Source organism: Marivibrio halodurans (assembly GCF_017963645.1).
GTDB classification, from domain to species: Bacteria; Pseudomonadota; Alphaproteobacteria; order UBA8366; family Aestuariispiraceae; genus Marivibrio; species Marivibrio halodurans.
On record NZ_JAGMWN010000003.1, the window covers coordinates 26,695 to 45,010 of the forward strand.

Annotated in this window: 18 protein-coding genes; 6 read left to right on the forward strand and 12 right to left on the reverse strand. The window is 64.6% G+C overall.

Features of this window, described 5'->3' with window-relative positions; all coding sequences use genetic code 11:
* Positions 1-47 precede the first annotated feature (47 nt).
* Positions 48-1,052: a hypothetical protein gene (locus tag KAJ83_RS06850; protein WP_210681314.1), complete on the forward strand. Its 1,005-nt coding sequence runs from the start codon at positions 48-50 to the stop codon at positions 1,050-1,052.
* Positions 1,053-1,111: 59 nt separating this feature from the next.
* On the opposite strand, the gene KAJ83_RS06855 is transcribed toward KAJ83_RS06850, so the two are convergent.
* Positions 1,112-1,546 (reverse strand): acyl-CoA thioesterase, encoded by a 435-nt coding sequence (locus tag KAJ83_RS06855; RefSeq protein WP_210681315.1) that lies wholly within the window; start codon positions 1,544-1,546, stop codon positions 1,112-1,114.
* A 127-nt stretch (positions 1,547-1,673) separates the two neighbouring features.
* Here KAJ83_RS06855 and parE point away from each other — a divergent pair, with 127 nt between their 5' ends.
* Positions 1,674-3,671 (forward strand): DNA topoisomerase IV subunit B, encoded by a 1,998-nt coding sequence (gene parE / locus KAJ83_RS06860; RefSeq protein WP_210681316.1) that lies wholly within the window; start codon positions 1,674-1,676, stop codon positions 3,669-3,671.
* A 9-nt stretch (positions 3,672-3,680) separates the two neighbouring features.
* Here parE and era read toward each other — a convergent pair whose 3' ends face one another.
* The 8 genes from era to KAJ83_RS06900 all read right to left on the reverse strand — a co-directional run bounded on the left by era (position 3,681) and on the right by KAJ83_RS06900 (position 12,057).
* On the reverse strand, positions 3,681-4,643 hold the full coding sequence (gene era / locus KAJ83_RS06865) for a GTPase Era (RefSeq protein ID WP_210681738.1): 963 nt from the start codon (positions 4,641-4,643) through the stop codon (positions 3,681-3,683).
* Positions 4,644-4,645: 2 nt separating this feature from the next.
* Positions 4,646-5,332: a ribonuclease III gene (rnc, locus tag KAJ83_RS06870; protein ID WP_210681317.1), complete on the reverse strand. Its 687-nt coding sequence runs from the start codon at positions 5,330-5,332 to the stop codon at positions 4,646-4,648.
* Entirely contained in the window at positions 5,319-6,110 is a 792-nt protein-coding gene (lepB, locus tag KAJ83_RS06875; protein WP_210681318.1) for a signal peptidase I, read from the reverse strand. Before lepB ends, rnc begins: the two co-directional genes overlap by 14 nt.
* Before the next feature lie 146 nt (positions 6,111-6,256).
* On the reverse strand, positions 6,257-8,635 hold the full coding sequence (locus KAJ83_RS06880; protein ID WP_210681319.1) for a transketolase: 2,379 nt from the start codon (positions 8,633-8,635) through the stop codon (positions 6,257-6,259).
* Between the two features lie 156 nt (positions 8,636-8,791).
* Positions 8,792-9,244, reverse strand: a complete 453-nt coding sequence (locus tag KAJ83_RS06885; protein WP_210681320.1) for a GNAT family N-acetyltransferase — start codon at positions 9,242-9,244, stop codon at positions 8,792-8,794.
* Positions 9,245-9,284: 40 nt separating this feature from the next.
* Positions 9,285-10,169: a CDP-alcohol phosphatidyltransferase family protein gene (locus tag KAJ83_RS06890; RefSeq protein WP_210681321.1), complete on the reverse strand. Its 885-nt coding sequence runs from the start codon at positions 10,167-10,169 to the stop codon at positions 9,285-9,287.
* Complete coding sequence (locus tag KAJ83_RS06895; protein WP_210681322.1) at positions 10,169-10,876, reverse strand: phosphatidylserine decarboxylase; 708 nt, start codon at positions 10,874-10,876, stop codon at positions 10,169-10,171. Before KAJ83_RS06895 ends, KAJ83_RS06890 begins: the two co-directional genes overlap by 1 nt.
* A gap of 62 nt (positions 10,877-10,938) precedes the next feature.
* A complete protein-coding gene (locus KAJ83_RS06900; protein WP_210681323.1) occupies positions 10,939-12,057 on the reverse strand; it encodes a LysM peptidoglycan-binding domain-containing protein in 1,119 nt (372 codons plus the stop codon).
* Between the two features lie 322 nt (positions 12,058-12,379).
* Here KAJ83_RS06900 and KAJ83_RS06905 point away from each other — a divergent pair, with 322 nt between their 5' ends.
* The 3 genes from KAJ83_RS06905 (at position 12,380) to KAJ83_RS06915 (ending at position 14,513) form a co-directional block, all read left to right on the forward strand.
* On the forward strand, positions 12,380-12,967 hold the full coding sequence (locus KAJ83_RS06905) for an LOG family protein (RefSeq protein WP_343221967.1): 588 nt from the start codon (positions 12,380-12,382) through the stop codon (positions 12,965-12,967).
* 49 nt (positions 12,968-13,016) lie between these two features.
* Entirely contained in the window at positions 13,017-13,574 is a 558-nt protein-coding gene (locus tag KAJ83_RS06910; protein ID WP_210681325.1) for a hypothetical protein, read from the forward strand.
* Positions 13,575-13,781: 207 nt separating this feature from the next.
* Positions 13,782-14,513: a hypothetical protein gene (locus KAJ83_RS06915; protein WP_210681326.1), complete on the forward strand. Its 732-nt coding sequence runs from the start codon at positions 13,782-13,784 to the stop codon at positions 14,511-14,513.
* Positions 14,514-14,538: 25 nt separating this feature from the next.
* Here the strand turns inward: KAJ83_RS06915 and KAJ83_RS06920 are convergent, their stop codons facing one another.
* On the reverse strand, positions 14,539-14,973 hold the full coding sequence (locus KAJ83_RS06920) for a DUF4149 domain-containing protein (protein WP_210681327.1): 435 nt from the start codon (positions 14,971-14,973) through the stop codon (positions 14,539-14,541).
* Between the two features lie 251 nt (positions 14,974-15,224).
* On the opposite strand from KAJ83_RS06920, the gene KAJ83_RS06925 reads away from it, so the two are divergent.
* Positions 15,225-16,451 carry an NADP-dependent isocitrate dehydrogenase gene (locus tag KAJ83_RS06925; RefSeq protein WP_210681328.1) on the forward strand — a complete coding sequence of 409 codons (1,227 nt, stop codon included), beginning with the start codon at positions 15,225-15,227 and terminating at the stop codon, positions 16,449-16,451.
* 111 nt (positions 16,452-16,562) lie between these two features.
* On the opposite strand, the gene KAJ83_RS06930 is transcribed toward KAJ83_RS06925, so the two are convergent.
* Together KAJ83_RS06930 and KAJ83_RS06935 are read right to left on the reverse strand one after the other, a co-directional pair.
* Complete coding sequence (locus KAJ83_RS06930) at positions 16,563-17,009, reverse strand: universal stress protein (protein ID WP_210681329.1); 447 nt, start codon at positions 17,007-17,009, stop codon at positions 16,563-16,565.
* A gap of 21 nt (positions 17,010-17,030) precedes the next feature.
* Positions 17,031-18,314, reverse strand: a complete 1,284-nt coding sequence (locus KAJ83_RS06935) for a TRAP transporter large permease (protein ID WP_210681330.1) — start codon at positions 18,312-18,314, stop codon at positions 17,031-17,033.
* Positions 18,315-18,316: the final 2 nt, after the last annotated feature.

Genomic DNA, 18,316 nt, shown 5'->3' on the forward strand with positions numbered 1-18,316 from the left:
CGACATGATGACGGCGACGACAAACATGAATAAGGAAGTAGATGCCGATGCATTATAGAGACAGGATCGCACGGCGAACGACCACCGCGCGGGCGCTTCTTCTGCTCGCCCCCCTGCTGGCCATCGGCGCGTGCAACGGCGCTACCACGCAATGGGCCCAGAGCCAGGGTGGAAGCGCCCACGAACAGACCGGCCAGCGGCTCGCCGCGCAGGGCAATCCACGGTTCGACGATCCGGCCAAGGCCGCGATCGTCCAGCGGTTCGAAAGCGACTATCAGCGCTTCGGCCGAACGCCCGATCGGATCGCCGTCGGCGCCGGCGCCGAGGTCTGCCCGATCGAGGATCGGCAACGCGCCTATCGTTGGATCACCGGCGAAAGCCTCGCGCGGATCAAGAAGCGCATGGAGAGCGTCAACAACGTGACCTATGTGGCGGACTTGGACTCGATCCGCATCCGAATGGTCTCGGGCACCTGCGAGATGCTGCGCACGGGCGGGGAGGTCACCTTCGTCGCCGACATGAGCGCGGTTCGACGCCACGGCGATGCGGGCGGCCAACGTACAGCTCTGCGTCTTCGCGAGTCCGTCTTTCGGGTCACGGGAACCATGCGGGACGGGGAGCGTGCCGCCGTCCCCTTCCGGACGATCGAAAGTCTTGTCACCACCTTGATGCAACGCGGCGAGTCCGGAGAATTCGAAGTGTACGACGGTGGAGAGGGGAAGCCGGACCCCATGTTGGTGTCGCCGACGGGCATCTACACCTATGTCAATGACGGCGCGGCGCCCGACAGCGCGCTGAAGATCACCTTCCGCCGGCAACCGGAGACCAATGACTTCGCGACATATGTCGAGGAACCACGGGGGGACGGCAGCGTTAGCGGGACCAATTTCAACGGCGCCGAATTGCGCTACACCTACGGCCTGAAGGATGGCCGCCTGCACGGTTGGTACAAGATACACAGCTATACCGAGAACGGCTACACGGTGCCCGCCTCGACGATCTGTTATCAGCACGGCGAGAAGGTCAAGACGACCACCTGCCCGACGACCTGACGGAGCGGCCCCGGGAGAACGGCCCTGGGAGAATGGCCCTGGGGGAGCGGGCGGTCGGATCAGCCGCGCCCGATCTCCCGGGGCCGGCGGTCTTCGCCGATGGCGACGTAGGTGAAGAGGCCCTCGGTCACCAGCACGCGCTCCCCTTCCCCGTCGCGCAGCGCCCATGTCTCCACATGAATGCAGACGGAGGTGCGGCCCACGCGCTTCATGCTGGCATGGCAACAGACGATATCCCCGACGAAGACCGGCAGATGGAAGGTCATCGCATCGACCGCGACGGTCGCGACGCGCCCCCTGGCGACGCGGCGCGCCTCCATCCCGCCGGCGACATCCATCTGCGACAGGACCCAGCCGCCGAAGATATCGCCCGCCGGATTGGTGTCCGCCGGCATGGCGATCGTGCGGATCGCCAACTCGCCCCTGGGCGCGCGCCGGGTCTCCCCCTCGTCGGTTCCGTTCGGGCCGGTCGCGCGGCTTGCCTCGTCGCTCATGGTCGCTACTCTCGATCTGGTCGGTGAGCGCGAACGAACACTCAACATCTTGTGTGCGCCCCCGCGATCCCCTACTCTATCCGCCTTATTCCGGGCCATCCAGATCGAAGTGAGCGATTCCAGGACGATGAGCGACCTGTTCCAGAACAACGACAAGGCCGGCGCGGGCTACACCGCCAAGGATATCGAGGTGCTGGAGGGGCTGGAGCCCGTCCGCCACCGGCCCGGCATGTATATCGGCGGCACCGACGAACGGGCCTTCCACCATCTGGTGGCCGAGGTTCTGGACAATGCCATGGACGAGGCCGTGGCCGGCCATGCCAGCCGGATCGAGCTGACGCTCTGCGAGGACGGCGCGGTCACGATCACCGACAACGGGCGCGGTATCCCGACCGATCCGCACCCGAAATATACCGACAAATCGGCGCTGGAAGTAATCCTGACGACGCTGCATTCAGGCGGCAAATTCTCGGGCAAGGTCTATGCGACCTCCGGCGGGTTGCACGGTGTCGGCATCTCCGTCGTCAACGCCCTGTCGGAGAGGCTGGTGGTCGAGGTCGCGCGGGACCGTAAGCTGTGGCGGCAGAGCTTCTCCCGCGGCGTGCCGACCAGCATGCTGGAGGCGGCCGGCGACGCGCCCAACCGGCGCGGTACCAGTGTCACCTTCGTGCCGGACGCGGAGATCTTCGGCGGCGCCATGCGGTTCCGGCCGGGGCGGCTCTACCGCATGGCGCGGTCCAAGGCCTATCTCTTCAAGGGTGTCGAGATCCGGTGGAAATGCGCGCCCGCGCTGCTGGCCGAGGCCGACCGGGAGGCGAAGGTTCCGGAGCAGGAATCGCTGCATTTTCCCGGCGGCATCCTCGATTACCTGACGCTTCAGATCGGCAGCCGGGCGACCATCACGCCGCGCCCCTTCGCCGGCCAGATGAAGGCGGAGGAAGGCGCCGGCCGCGTCGAATGGGCGATCCATTGGCCGGCCGACGGCGACGGCTTCTGCCAGACCTACTGCAACACCGTGCCGACGGTTCAGGGCGGCAGCCATGAAAGCGCGATGCGCTCCGCCCTCGGCCGATCGGTCCGCGCCTATGGCGAGTTGGTCGGCAACAAGAAGGCCAAGGACATCACGGGCGAGGATGTGACGGGCGAGGCGGCGATCATGCTGTCCGTCTTCATCGCCGATCCGCAGTTCCAGGGTCAGACCAAGGAGCGACTGGCGAGCCCGGAGGCCGGCAAGCTGGTCGAGATGGCGATCAAGGACCGCTTCGATCATTGGCTGTCCGAGGACCCGCGCAGCGCCAACGACCTGCTGGAACGCACGCTGGAGCGCGTGGACGAGCGCCTGAAGCGCCGCCAGCAGAAGGAACAGCGCCGCAAGGCGCCGACGCGCAAGCTGCGCCTGCCGGGCAAGCTCGCCGACTGCACCTCCGGCAGTCAGGAAGGCACCGAGCTTTTCCTGGTCGAGGGCGACAGCGCCGGCGGCTCCGCCAAGCAGGCGCGCGAGCGCACGACCCAGGCGATCCTGCCACTGCGCGGCAAGATCCTGAACGTCGCCAGCGCCAGCGCCGACAAGCTGCAGCAGAACCAGGAAATCAAGGACCTGTGCCAGGCGCTCGGCTGCGGCACGCGCGGCGATTTCAGCCTGGAGAAGCTGCGCTATGAGCGGGTCATCATCATGACCGACGCCGACGTGGACGGCGCCCATATCGCCAGCCTGCTCATGACCTTCTTCTATCGCGAGATGCCGGGGCTGATCGAGGCCGGCCGGCTCTATCTCGCCCTACCCCCGCTCTACCGCCTGACCCAGGGCGGCAAGACGCTCTATGCCCGCGACGACCGGCATAAGGACGAGATCATGAAATCCGCCTTCAAGCAGGGCGCGAAGGTGGAGATCAGCCGCTTCAAGGGCCTGGGCGAGATGCCCCAGCAGCAGCTTCGCGAGACGACGATGAACCCGAAGCGCCGCGCGCTCCTCCAGGTCCAACTGCCCGACCGCACGCGCGAGGAAAATCTCGGCGCCGCCCGCCAGATCGCCCAGCTGGTCGAGACCCTGATGGGCAAGAAAGCGGAACTCCGCTTCAAATATATCCAGGAAAACGCGCGTTTCGTGGAGGATGTGGACGTTTAGGAGCCGACCTTAGACGTTGAAATCCAGATTCCACGTCCGATACCGCTCCGGGTCGTCCTGCCAGCCGTCGCGGACCTTCACGAAGAGGAAGAGGTGAACCGGATGCTCCAGCATCTCGGCCAGTTCCTCGCGCGCGGCCTGACCGATGCGTTTGATGCGCTGGCCGCCCTTGCCCAGGATGATGGAGCGCTGGCTTTCCCGCTCGACATAGATCACGGCCTCGACCTTGGCGCTGCCGTCCTTGCGCGGCTCCCAACTCTCCGTCTCGACGGTGAGCGCATAGGGCACTTCCTGATGGACGTTGAGATAGAGCTTCTCGCGCACCACCTCGGCCGCCAACAGGCGTTGCGGCATGTCGGAAAGCTGATCCTCCGGATAGAGCCAGGGGCCAAGCGGCATCAGCCCCGCCAGATGGTCCGCCAAATCCCCCACCCCGTCGCCGGTCAGCGCGGAGATCATGAAGATATCCGAGAACATCCCGGTCCGCTGCGCCCGATCCGCGAGCGCCAGGAGGGCCGGCCGCTTCACCGCGTCCACCTTGTTGAGCGCCAATAGCGCCCGGCGTCCGCCCGTCCCCTCGTCATCCGGGTCCCTGGGGCCGTACCCGGCCTTGCGCAGCCCGTTTAGGATCGTCTCCACCTCCCCCTCGAACCCCGTGGTGGCATCGACCACGAGCAGCACCGCATCCGCATCGCCCGCGCCGTCCCAGGCCGCGGAAACCATGGCGCGATCCAGACGGCGCTTCGGCGTGAAGATGCCGGGCGTGTCGATCAACGCGATCTGGCTTTCCCCCCTGAGGGCAATGCCGAGCACACGGGCGCGCGTCGTCTGCACCTTGTGGGTGACGATGGAAACCTTGGCGCCGACCAGTTGATTGACCAGCGTGGACTTGCCCGCGTTCGGCGCGCCGATGACGGCGACGAAACCAGCGCGGGTGCGGCTGTCTTGCGTGTCTTCCAAATTCTTATCCATCGTCACGCACCGAGTTCCTTTAAAAGTCGTTCCGCGGCCATGCGCTCCGCCACGCGCTTGGAGGTGCCTTCCGCGCGCACCGGCGCGGCGCCGTCGACCGCCACCTCGATGGTGAAGACGGGTGCATGCGCCGGCCCATCGCGCGACACCTCGCGATAGGTCGGGAGGTCGCGGCCGCGCGCCATCGCCCATTCCTGCAGGGCCGATTTCGGGTCCTTCGGCGGCTTGCCGGAGGTATCCAGGCGCGCCGTCCAATGCGCCTCGACGAAGGCCCGCGCCGCCTTCAGCCCCCCGTCGCGATAGAGCGCGGCGATCGACGCCTCCACCACATCCGCCAGGATGGAGGGGTTGCGCCGCGCATCGGCCTCCACCTCCATCCCGCCGCCGAGGCGGATGTGCCCGGCGATGCCGATCCCGCCGGCGATCCCGGCCAGGGTTTCCCGGCTGACGAGGTGGTGCAAACGCTTGGAGAGCGCACCTTCCGGTTCCTTCGGAAAGGCCGCCATCAACATGTCGCAGACCAGCAGGGCCAACACCCGATCACCCTGGAACTCCAGCCGTTCATAGGCCGAGGCGTCGTCCGCCGCCGCGCTGCGATGAGTCAGCGCGCGGGTCAGCAGCGCGCGATCCGTGAAGCGATGACCGAGAAGCGCCTCGACGGCGCCCAGGTCGGGCTCATTCGACGGCATCGAACAGGCGGCCGAATCTTATGCCGCTCGGCCAGGTCCAGGGGAACCAGAGGACGACATCCTCCTCGACCGACCAGAACAGAATCTCGGCCCGGCCGATCAGGTTCTCGAACGGCACATAGCCGACAACGCCGAGAACGCGGCTGTCCCGGGAGTTATCGCGATTGTCGCCCATCGCGAAATAATGGCCCGCCGGCACGGTATAGACCGGCGTATTGTCGAGGGCGCCGTTGTCGCCCCGTTCCTCAAGGATACGGTGCTGAACGCCGTTGGGCAGGGTTTCCACATATTGCGGAACCCGCCGGCCGGAGGAGAGCTCGAAATCCTCGACCCGGCGGCGCGTCACGGGCTCCCCATTGATGTGGAGAACGCCGCGCACGACCTGGATGCGGTCGCCGGGCAGGCCGACGATACGCTTGATGAAATCGATATCCGTGTCCGTCGGCTTGCGGAAGACGGCGACGTCGCCGCGTTCCGGCTGATCGCCCATCACGCGGCCGTCGAACGGCCCGGCGGAAAAGGGAAAGCTGTAGCGGCTATAGCCGTAGCTGAGCTTGGAAACGAAGAGATAGTCCCCTTCCAGCAGCGTCGGGATCATCGAGCCGGACGGGATATTGAACGGCTCGTAAAGGAAGGTCCGGACCACCACCGCGATCAGAAGGGCGTAGAGGATTGTGCGCAGCGTCTCGCCGAACCCGCCGCCACCGGGCTGCTGGGCCGGTCGATCCGTCTCGTCCACGCCATCCGCCGATGCCGGGTCTGGTGACTTCTGATCCATGCTTTCCCCGATACACGCCGTGGGATTGGGCCCGGCCCACCGGCCGTGACATCGCCGGGATATGGACAGGCAGCCCGTTGGGAGTCAAGCCGAATGCCGGTTCGGCTTCCCCCCGAGGCCGCCTTCCACACGGGTCGCCAACGCGCCTAGAGCATGCGGCGCGCCGCCCGTTCGATGTGATCCGCGTCGATACCGTAATGGCCGTAAACGTCGATCAGATCGCCACACTGGCCGAAGGTCTCGACCCCCAAGGGCGCCACCGAATGGCCGCGCACCGCGCCCATCCAGGCGACGGCGGCCGGGTGCCCGTCGATCACGGACACGAGACGGGCATCCCCCGCCAACGGCTCGAACAGATCCTCAACATGGGCCATGCGGCCGTCGTCCGTACCGTCGAGGCGCGCACGCTCCAACCGCTGCCAATCATTATAGAGCCGGTCGGCCGAGGTGATGGCGAGCAGCCCGGCATCCGGGAAATCCGCGCGCAACCGCGCGAACGCCTCATGCGCCTGCGGGGCGACCGCGCCGACATAGACGATCGCGGTCCTGGCGCCGTTCCTTGGCGGATGCACCCAGTAGCCACCCTTGACGATCTGGTCGGCGAGATCGTCGTCGATCTCGCGATCCGGCTGGTCGATCGGCCGGGTCGAAAGGCGCAGATAGACGGCGGAGCCCTTCTCCTCGTCCTGAATATGCGCGAACGCCCAGCGCAGGATGACGGCGACCTCATCGCCGAAGCTCGGCTCGAAGGACATCAGGCCCGGTTGCCCCATGCCGATCATCGGCGTGGAAATCGACTGGTGCGCGCCTCCTTCCGGTGCCAGCGAGACCCCGGAGGGCGTCGCCACCAGGATGAAGCGGCTGTCCTGATAGCAACCGTAATTCAGCGCATCCAGCCCACGCTGGATGAAGGGGTCGTAGAGCGTGCCGATGGGCAGCAGCCGCTCCCCGAACAGCTTCGCGGAGAGGCCGAGGGCCGCCAGATTCAGGAACAAATCATTCTCGGCGATGCCAAGCTCGATGTGCTGCCCCTGGGGCGAACGGACCCATTTCTGGGCCGACGGCACCTTGCGTTCCTTGAACTCGTCCGCGCGTTCCTCGCGGCTGAAAAGACCGCGCTGATTGATCCAGGCACCCAGATTGGTCGACTGCGCGACATCGGGCGAGGTGGTGACGATCCGCTCCGCCAGCGGGCCGTTCTCGCGCGCGATCTCATGCAGAAGCTTGCCGAAAGCCTCCTGGGTGGAGCCGCGCTCCGCCCGCTTGAAGGTCAGCTTCTCCGGCACCGGCACGGGCTCGGCCTCCAGCACGCGCGCGCGATCCTTCAGGAACGGCACATCGGCGATGAAGCGTTCCAGCGCCTCCGGCGACTGGTCCAGGCCCGCGAAACGCTCCCACTCCTCGCCCTCGGCGATACCCATGGACTGGCGCAGCGTCTCGGTCTGCTGCGGGTTCATCAGGCCGGCATGGTTGTCCTTGTGCCCGGCCAGCGGCAGGCCCCAGCCCTTGATCGTATAGGCGATGATGCAGGTCGGCTTGTCGTTCGGCACCGACTTGAAGGTATGAAGCAAGGCCTTGATGTCGTGGCCACCCAGATTGCACATCACGTCATGCAGGGCCGCGTCGTCGTAGGAATCGATCAGCCGGTGCAACGCCGCGTCATCCGGCGTGTCCGCCTTGATCTGCTTGCGCCAGGCCGGGCCACCCTGGAAGCTCAACGCCGAATAGACGTCGTTCGGGCAGGTGTTGATCCAGCGCTTCAGCGATTCGCCACCCGGTCGGGCGAAGGCGGCCATCTGCTTGGAGCCGTATTTCAGCGTCAGCACGTTCCATCCGACCGCCCGGAAGAACCGGCCGATGATGCGGAACAGGTTCTCGTTCACGACGCCGTCCAGGCTCTGGCGGTTATAGTCGATCACCCACCAGACATTGCGGACATCGTGCTTCCAGGTGTCCATCAGGGCTTCATAGACATTGCCCTCGTCCAGTTCCGCGTCGCCGACCAGCGCGATCATCCGGCCGCGGTCCCGATCCTTGCGGCCCCAGCCCTTGAGGCGCAGATAATCCTGCGTCAGCGCCGCGAAATTGGTAAGTGCCGCGCCCAGCCCGACCGAGCCGGTGGAGAAGTCCACCATTTCCCCGTCCTTGGTGCGCGAAGGATAGGATTGGGCGCCGCCATAGGCGCGGAAATTCTTGAGCTTCTCCAGCTTCTGCTCACCCATCAGATACTGGATGGCGTGGAAGGCCGGGCTGGCATGCGGCTTGACCGCGACCCGGTCCGCCGGCGTCAGCTCGTGGAAATAAAGCGCCGTCATGATCGCCGAGACCGACGCGCAGGAGGCGAGATGCCCACCGACCTTCAGGCCGTCGCGGCTCTCGCGCAGATGGTTCGCGTTATGAATCGTCCAGGCGGAGAGCCAGCGCACCTTGCGCTCGATCGCCTCCAGGGTATCGATCTCCGCCGCATCCGCCTCGCCCAGATAGCCGATATCGGCCACGGGGTCCTGGTGTCCATCGGGTGCCATGTTTTTTCTTTCCTCGAACAGTGCTTCCTCGCTGGTCGACACTTTAGTGCACGAGAGCGCGACGGCAATGCCGGATCGGGAACGGCACTTATGACGTGCGGCAGCGGCTGACGCGCAGCAGCGGCTTCGCCATACGGATGCCTTCCGTCCCCCGCCCTATCGGTCTTGCGGCGGAACGTACTTGAACCCCACATGGCTGGCGACGAAACCGACGCGTTCATAGAAGCGGCGGGCATCGGCGCGTCGCGCATTGCTGGTCAGTTGGACAAGGACGCATCCCGCTTCCCCGGCCCGCTCGATCGCCCAGCGCATCATCGCCTCCCCGATCCCCCGTCCACGCAGGGCGGAGGCGACGCGCACCGCCTCGATCTGCGCGCGCGGGCCGCCGTGAAGGCTCAAATTCGGAATGAAGGTAAGCTGAAAGGTTCCGACGACCGCGCCATCATGTTCCGCGACCAGAAGGCGATTGTCCGGACTTTCCTCGATCGCCGCGAAGGCCCGTCGGTAGCTATCGGCGCCCGGTTCTTCCGGCACCGCCCCCAGGGAATCCTCGGCCAGCAGTCGGACGATCGCGTCCAAATCCTCCGCCCGCGCGTCGCGGATCGTCATGGCGTACGCCGCCGCCGCCGCCACCACCTGGCTCCGCCTGTCAGCGGGACGGGCGCAAGCTGCGCACGCGTCCGGAGGAGTCGCCGCTTCCCTCCGCGGCGTTCTCGCCGCCGGTAGCGGCACCTTCCGCCTCCTCGAATTCGGCGAGCCGCGCCGCTTCCGCCTTAAGCTTCGAGAAGCTGCGCACGGACAAGGGAATCGTCAGCAGATAGAGGCCGCAGGCGATCGAAAGCGTCAGCCAGGGCGCGCCCGCGATCCCGGCGAGCACCAACGCGACCCCCGCCATGAAGGGCAGCATGTAGCGCGGGGCGAGCTTCCATTTCTTGAAACTGAAGGTCGGTGCCTCGCTCACCATCAGCAAGGCCATCAGGATCATCCAGATCGCGACGGCGGCCGGATGATGGACCGGAAGAATGCCGGTCTCGAAGCTGATGATCATCGGCAACAGGCCGAGCGCCGCCCCCATCGGCGCCGGCACGCCCTGGAAATAATTATAGGCATAGGGGGGCAGCGTATCGAGACGACTGTTGAACCGCGCGAGACGCAGGCCGCAGCAGACCGCGAAGAACAGTCCCGCGACCCAGCCGAACCCTCCCAACTCGTTGAGCGCCCAGAACCAGGCGATCAGCGCGGGCGAAACGCCGAAGGACACGAAATCGGAGAGCGAATCCAATTGGGCGCCGAAATCGCTCTGCGCCTTCAGCATGCGCGCCATCCGCCCGTCGAGCCCGTCCAGGATCGCCGCCACGATGATCGCCCCGGCGGCGAATTCCCACCGCCCGTCGATGGCGTAGCGCACCCCCGTAAGCCCGGCGCAGGTCGCCGCCACCGTGATCATGTTCGGGATCATCTTGGTGAGCGTCATGCCCTTCAGGCGCGGGGTGCGCTTGGCATCCCGGCGCTTATGACGGCGCGCGCGCAGCATCAGCGAACCTCGCCCTTGCGCATCTTCTCCTTGCCCCGGGGGCCGCCGCCGAGGTCGGCAAGCACCGTCTCGCCCGCGACCGCGCGCTGCCCTTCGCAGACCAGGATGGGGGTCCCGCGCGGCAGGTAAACGTCCACCCGGCTACCGAAACGGATCATGCCGATGCGCTCGCCCGTGCGGATATCATCCCCCTGCTGCACGTCGGAAACGATGCGGCGGGCAACGAGCCCGGCGATCTGAACCATCGCCAGTTCCTTTTCCCCCGCCGCCTCGATGCGATAGCTGAGGCGTTCGTTGTCGGTGCTGGCCTTGTCCAAGCTGGCGTTCAGGAACTTACCCGGCCGGTAGTCCATCTTGAGGATGGTGCCGTCGACCGGCGCGCGGTTCACATGGACATCGAAGACATTCATGAAGATCGAAACGCGCGGGACCGAACGATCGGCCATGCCGAGCTCCTCCGGCGGCTTGGTCTCGACGATCTTCTGCACGACACCGTCCGCGGGGCTGACCACCAACCCCTCGCGCACCGGCGTCACCCGGGGCGGATCGCGGAAGAAATAGGCGCACCACGCGGTCAGCACGACCCCCGGCACGAAGAAAGGCGGCCAGAACAACCCCAGCACGATGGTGGCGATCGCGAACAGTGCGATGAAGGCCAGCCCCTCGCGGTTGATCGGCACCAGGACGGATTTCAACGTATCGCTCATGCTACCTCCGCGCGTCCCGGACGCGCCGCGCGCCTTTCAATGCGACCATCGGCCACCCGCGGTCAGTTCGCCGGAACCTCGAATATCTGACCGGGATAGATCAAGTCCGGATCGCGAATCTGTTCCTTGTTGGCCTCGTAGATGACCGTGTAACTATAGCCGCTGTCCAGTGTTCGACGCGCGATCCGCCATAGGCTGTTGCCCGGCTGGACGACCACGAAGGCGCCGCCCGCGAGGTCGCGCATCGGCTTCGCCCGGCTGAAGGGCAGTTCGATGCGCGCCGTGACGTCGCCGCCTTCGCCAACCATGTCAAGCCGGAGTTGATAGGACCCGGGCTCGACCGTGCCCTCCGGCGTCACCCGCCACAGGCCGGTAGGAGGCACCTCCGCGCGGCCGACCAGCTCGTTATTGAGATAGGCACGCACTTCCGTTCCCGGTAGACCGCGACCACCCAGGCTGACCCGCCCGGTCTCGTCATAATCGACGTTGTCGAGGGCCAATTCGCCCGTGTCCGATTCGACGCTGCCCGGCACGGACGGCTTCTGCAGAACGCGCGCGCCGAGGGTCTTATGCTCCCCCCTGCCCTTGCCTTCCTTGGGCACGAGCATGGCGAGCGGTTCCTGCGGGGTCGAGGTCGGCCGGCCCGCAATATCCTTACCGGTTTCGGGCACGACGAGGACGACCTTGCTGTCCGACTCGCGCTCCACCCCTTCGGGCGTTCTGGCGCGCAACGATAGATCGTGCGAGCCCGGCTCCAGCGGCTGGTCCGGGAGGTAGACCCATTCCCCGCGCTCATCCGCCGTGACGGCGCCGATCTGCTTGTCCCCGTCGAAAATCAGCACTTCGCTGCCCGGCTTGGCCCGGCCGGCGATTACGGTATCACCGCTCTTGCTGATCCGCACGACGTCGAAGGTGGGGGTGTTGGGGTCCGCCGGCTCCTCCTGAGGGGAGGAGGCGCCGGACAATTGGTCGGCGACCTGCCCGGCCTTGTCGATCGCGTCGCCCTGACCGTCGGAGGATGCGGATCGGCCGTCCGCGCCACCGTCACTATCGCCCGGCGCCTCGGTCTGGGACGGCGCCGTTTCCTCCTCGATCGGAGCCTGATTCAGAACGTTGTTGAGAATCAAGGCGATCAGAACGATCACCGCTCCCGCTATGCCGATCAGTACGGTCCTGTTCAAGTGCCCCTCACTGCTCGTTATCGACGCGGGCCCGCGATTCGCGCCATGGGCGCGATCGTTCATCCTTGTCGCCCGCGCCGCTGTGCCGATCCCCCATGCACGCCGCCGCGTTCACGTTTCGCGCCCGATCCTACGCCTCCGCGCCGCGCGGCGCAACGCGAGGTCGCACCGACAAGGCGAGAGTCCCGGGCGCTTCCACCGGGCGCCCCGGCTGGACGTCCCGGCTGGACGCCCCGGCTGGACGCCAGGGGGGGAATAGGCTATCGCGTGAGAGGCGACGAAAGCCGCCAAGCCCGGCGGCACGATGACAGGTGAGATAACCGTGCAACCTCCCCTCCGCAGTATCTGCGTCTATTGTGGGTCCTCCAAAGGCAACCGCCCGGATTACTTGGAGGGCGCCCAATCCCTCGGCCGTTTGCTGGCCGAAAGCCGTATTCGCCTCGTCTATGGCGGGGGCAGCATCGGGCTAATGGGGTCGATGGCCGGGGCCTGTCTCGACGCGGGCGGACAAGTGACCGGGATCATTCCACATTTCCTGGATCGCCTGGAGGTCGGGATGGAAGGCCTGACCGAGATCGAGAAAACCGAGAGCATGCATGAGCGCAAGCAACGCATGGCCGAGTTGTCCGACGGGTTCGTCGTGATGCCGGGCGGCCTTGGCACGCTCGACGAAACCTTCGAGATTCTGACTTGGCGCCAACTGCAACTGCACGACAAACCGATCGTATTGCTGAATATCGCCGGCTATTGGGATCTGTTCGTGCATCTGCTGGAGCATCAGGTGAACGAGGGGTTCGTCAAACCGGCGCATCTCGACCTCTTCCAAGTCGTCGACACGCCGGAACAGGTGATCCCCGCGCTCGCGCGGCAACCCGCGGACCGGGGAGATATCCGCAGCAAGTGGACCTGACGCGGGATGGGGGCGCGGGGCTTCGACGACCGGAACCAAGGACGTATCGGTGAAGCTGACCAAGACATATAGACGCCTCGTTCGCGACACCACGATCAACGACACCAGTCTGCTCTCGACGGATTATCTGAACCATTTCAATGAACTGGTGATGATGCTGGAGATGGTGGGCGACATGCCGGAGATGCTGGACGAGGCCGGCGCCTGGCGCTTCAAGTCCTATCAGCAGCATTTCGCGGACAGTGTCTTCCAGCACAAGGATCTGGCGGTCTGGGCTTACGAGCATGCGCCGGACATCTGGCGTGAGCCGTTCGACCGCTGCACGGCGGCGGCGCGCGAACGGATCGAGGCCGGACTGCCGCGATTGGACCGTCTTCGCGCCGGGGGGGAGACGGCGGCGATCGCGGTGGAAGCGCCCGCGCTCTCCCGCGATCTGGTCCGCCATATCGAGACGATGAGCGCCATCATCAATGCCGCCATATCGGCGGAAGAAGCCCGGGCGCTCGCCGACGGGGCGGAGCATGTGGCCGAAGGGCGTGACGCACCGGTCCACCGGGAGGGTGCGACGACTCTCGGTCAATCGGATATCGACAAACTGTTCGATTGACGCCGGGGCGCGCCATTTTCTTTTAGAATTAGATAGTCAGGGTCGTGCAAATTAGCGTTTATACTCATGTGTAACTCACATGACGTTCATCATTATATTGCATATTTTTGACACTCCTTAGCTTAATGATTTTTTATTATAATAAACAACAATCCCCTCTCTTGGTCAGTCTATTATTGTAGTATATGATACAGGTACTTTAAGTCGTTGGAGGAGATCTTGGAAAAATTATCCGACCCTGAGCATCCGCTTTGGAGCTTCCTGCCGGAAATGACCAACGAGTTTTGGGCAGCGATCACTGGGGCAATCGTTGGCTCGGTAATTGGTGGCCTTATAACATTCGGTATACAGCGAATGTCCTTAAAGGCAGCAGAGAATGAGCGAGTTGACACGGCAAAAGATCGCCAACGTTCTTTGGGTTATTCACTGTTGTTCAAAATGGTGCGAATATACAGTGGCTTAGCTACCATGCACAACCATGTAGAGGAGTGCTTTACTCGCGCTCGCGAACAAGGCCACGGACACTTGGAACCATGGGCCGTACTGCTTCCTATCGCCAATCCGTTGGACAAGGTTCATTTTGCCAACGAAGAAATGGCAATGTTGTTATCATTGAAGGACAATAACCTTTTCAATGACCTCGTCGCTTTGGATTCTGTCCATAACAGCACGATTGGACTTTTCCGAATGTACGGGGCGGAGCGAGGCGCGTTGCTCGAAAAGTTGCCCGCAAACATGACCGGCTTGGTCGGGAGGATTTCGCTGCCAGAAGACCAAGCCCAGCATGTGCAACCAAAAATGGCTGAGTTAAATGCACTAGTCACGGACACTCGTAAAAGATGCAAAAAAGATTACGATAAATCTTTGGATGTTCTGAACCGCTTGAACAATTTGTTAAACCAGAAACTGGAGTTGGGTGTTTCGGTGGTACCGAGATAGTCAGACATGCTGACACCGAGCCTCCTCAAATCACCGCCAAGGCGCGCAGGATCAGCAGTAGAAGCAGCACCATCTGCGCCAGATTGATCATCACGCTCGCGCGGTGCAGCCATTTGAACCGCTTGGCCGCCGCCTTTCCGCCGCTGCCTTCCGCCCCGCCTGCGAGTTCCGCGTCACGCGCGGCGTTGATCCGCCCGACCAGGACGAAACGGGAGAGCGCGAAGCCGCTCGCCACGGCCGCCAGGATCCCCGCGCCGACGAAGCCTCCTTCCCAGATCGCGACGGGCACGCCCAGACCGGCGACAGCCAGACCGGCGATATAATAGATGGGGAAGAAACCGCGCAGGAAACGCCCCGCGGTCTCTCCCTCCAGAAACCGGAAAACGCAGGGCGCGACCACGGCCGCGAAAAAGAGCATGGCCCCGAAGAGCGCCGAGGCGAGCGCGAGATGGATCGTCATATCTCCTAGATAGCATCCTTCGGCGGAATGGGAAGGGCGCGGCATCGCCCGGGATGCGTGCGCATCCCCCGATATTGCCGGGCCGGGCCGGCCACTGTATGGTCGCGGCGATTTCGCGGGGGGCCGAAACCGATTGGGGCCGGCACGCCCCCGCCCGGTCGCGCGCCACGGCGTCCCGCCCGAAGGGATGGCGATGGACGGCGGCCTCTACCGACATGATCGAAACGAACGGCCAGGGGAGCCCGACACCCATGAGCAAGATCAAAGTCAAGAATCCGGTCGTCGAGCTCGACGGCGACGAGATGACCCGGATCATCTGGGACTTCATCAAGAACAAGCTGATCCTGCCCTATCTCGACATCGACCTGAAATATTACGACCTCTCCGTCCAGAAGCGCGACGAGACCGACGACCAGATCACGGTCGATGCCGCCAATGCGATCCTGGAGCATCGGGTCGGCGTCAAGTGCGCCACCATCACGCCGGACGAGCAGCGGGTCGAGGAATTCGGCCTGAAGAAGATGTGGCGCTCGCCGAACGGCACGATCCGCAACATCCTGGACGGCACCGTCTTCCGCGAGCCGATCGTCTGCGACAACGTACCGAAGCTGGTCCCTTCCTGGACCAAGCCGATCATCGTCGCCCGCCACGCCTTCGGCGACCAGTACCGCGCCACCGACTTCCTGGTTCCGGGCGCCGGCCTGCTGTCGATCACCTTCACGCCGGAGGACCCGGAAGGCGAGACCATCCGCCACCAGGTCTTCAAGTTCGACGGTCCGGGCATCGCGATGGGCATGTACAATCTGGACAGCTCCATCCGCGGCTTCGCGCGCGCCTGCATGAATTACGGCCTGATGCGCGGCTTCCCGGTCTATCTCTCGACCAAGAACACGATCCTCAAGGCCTATGACGGCCGCTTCAAGGACATCTTCCAGGAAGTCTACGAGGCCGAGTTCAAGGAAACGTTCGAGAAGAACAAGATCTGGTACGAGCATCGGCTGATTGACGATATGGTCGCCTTCTCGCTCAAATCCTCGGGCGATTTCGTCTGGGCGGCGAAGAACTATGACGGCGACGTGCAGTCGGATTCGGTGGCGCAGGGCTTCGGCTCGCTCGGCCTGATGACCTCGGTGCTGATGACGCCGAACGGCGACGTGGTCGAGGCCGAGGCCGCGCACGGCACGGTCACCCGCCACTATCGCCAGCACCAGCAGGGCAAGGAGACCTCCACCAACCCGGTCGCCTCGATCTTCGCCTGGACGCGCGGCCTGAAGTCGCGCGGCGAGTTCGACGAAACGCCGGACGTGGTCCGCTTCGCCCAGCTTCTGGAGCGGGTCTGCATCGAGACCATCGAGAACGGTCACATGACCAAGGACCTCGCGCTGCTGATCGGCGACAAGCAGCCCTGGCTCACCACGACCCAGTTCCTCGACAAGCTCGACCAGGGCCTGCGCGAGAAGATGGAGACGAGCTGGTAAGGCACCGCCCTTAAGCCAAAGGGTTCCACACGACCGTCGAAGCCCCGCCGTCACCGGCGGGGCTTCTTCGTTGGGCGATGCCCGACCTGGGGCATGCGGCGTGGGCGGTCGTCACACCACCAGGACCGGACACTCCGACAGGCTGGTCACCTTGTGCGAGACGGAGCCGAGGAGATAGGATTCGATATCCCCCAACCCCCGGCTGCCGAGCACGATCAGATCGCAATCATGGTCCTTCGCGAAGGCGACGATCGTGCGCGCGGGCGGCCCGCGCTTGACGAAGGCGCGCACCGGATCGGCACCGAACTCGATGGCGCGCTTCTTGCCGGCCTCGCTTACCTCGCTCGCATAGTCCCTCAGGGAATCGTCGACATTGCCCGGATCCTCCGGCCGGACCATCGACATGGAGGCCTCCAGAAGACTGTGATGGCGGAACACCGTCACCAGCCAAAGCTCGGCGCCATGCGCCTTCTGAAGACCGACGGCCATCTCCATCGCGGCCTCCGCATTGGCGGAGCCGTCGATGGGGCAGAGGATGCGGGTGAATAACGCGCTCATGATCCTATCCCCCTCCTGGGCTCATCTGAAGGCCAGATCGCGCAGGAACAGCGCGATCTCCGGCACGAAGATCAGCGCGACCGCCACGCCGACCAGGATGATCGTGAAGGGCGGAATCCCGCGTATCACGTCCATATAGGGCCGCTTGAACACCGCGATCGCGGTGAAGATGTCGCACCCGAAGGGCGGCGTCGCCGACCCGATGGCCACCTGCAATGTGATGACGGTCCCGACCAGCACCTTGTCGAGCCCGACATTCTCCACCACCGGCGCGAAGATCGGCACCAGCACCAGGATCACCACGATCGGATCGACGAACATGCAGCCGATGAAGAAGGCGATCGAGATGACCGCCAGCACGCCCTTCGGCCCCATGTCCGCGATGCCGATGGCGCCCAGGATCTCCTGCGGGATCTGCGCGAAGGAGATGACCCAGGAGAAACCCGCCCCGGCCGCCACCAGGATGAAGACCACCGCCGTGATCAGGCCCGTGGACTTGGCGATGCGATAGATATCGCCCGCCGTCAGCGAGCGGAAGACGAGGAATTCCAGGATCAGCGCATAGAGCACGCAGGCCGCCGCCGCCTCGGTCGGGCTGAAGATGCCGCCATAGATGCCGCCCACGATGATGACCGGGAAACCGAGCGGGAAAAGCGCGCGGCGCATGGCGACCAGCCGCTCCGACCAGCTCGCCTTCTCTTCCGTCGGCACACCCTTCATATGGGCATAGAACATCGAATAGGCGGAGAACAGGACGAGCAGCAGCAGCCCCGGCCCGACGCCCGCGATGAATAGCTCCGAGATCGAGGTGGAGGAAATCACCCCATAGATGATCATGCCGATCGAGGGCGGGATCAGGAAGGCGATATCGCTCGCATTGATGATCAGACCGAGGACGAAGCTATCATTATAGCCCGCCTTCAGCATGCGCGGGCGCAAGGGGCTGCCGACCGCGACCACCGTCGCCTGGGTCGAGCCGGACACCGCGCCGAACAACGTGCAGGCGGCGGCCGTGGAGACCGCGAGCCCGCCCTTGATATGGCCGATGAAGCGCATGACCATATCGATCAGGCGACTGGCGCTTTCGCCGCGCGTCATGATGTCGGCGGCCAGGATGAACATCGGCACGGCGATCAGCGAGGCCGGTCGGATGCCGGCCATCATCTGCTGCACCATGAAGTCCATCTTCTGCAAGCCGCCGAACAACTCGTAGAAGCCATAGGCCGCGCCCATGATCAGCGGCACCATCATCGGAAAGCCCGCCAGCAGCAGGACGACCATGATGACGAAAAGTTTTGTTCCCATGA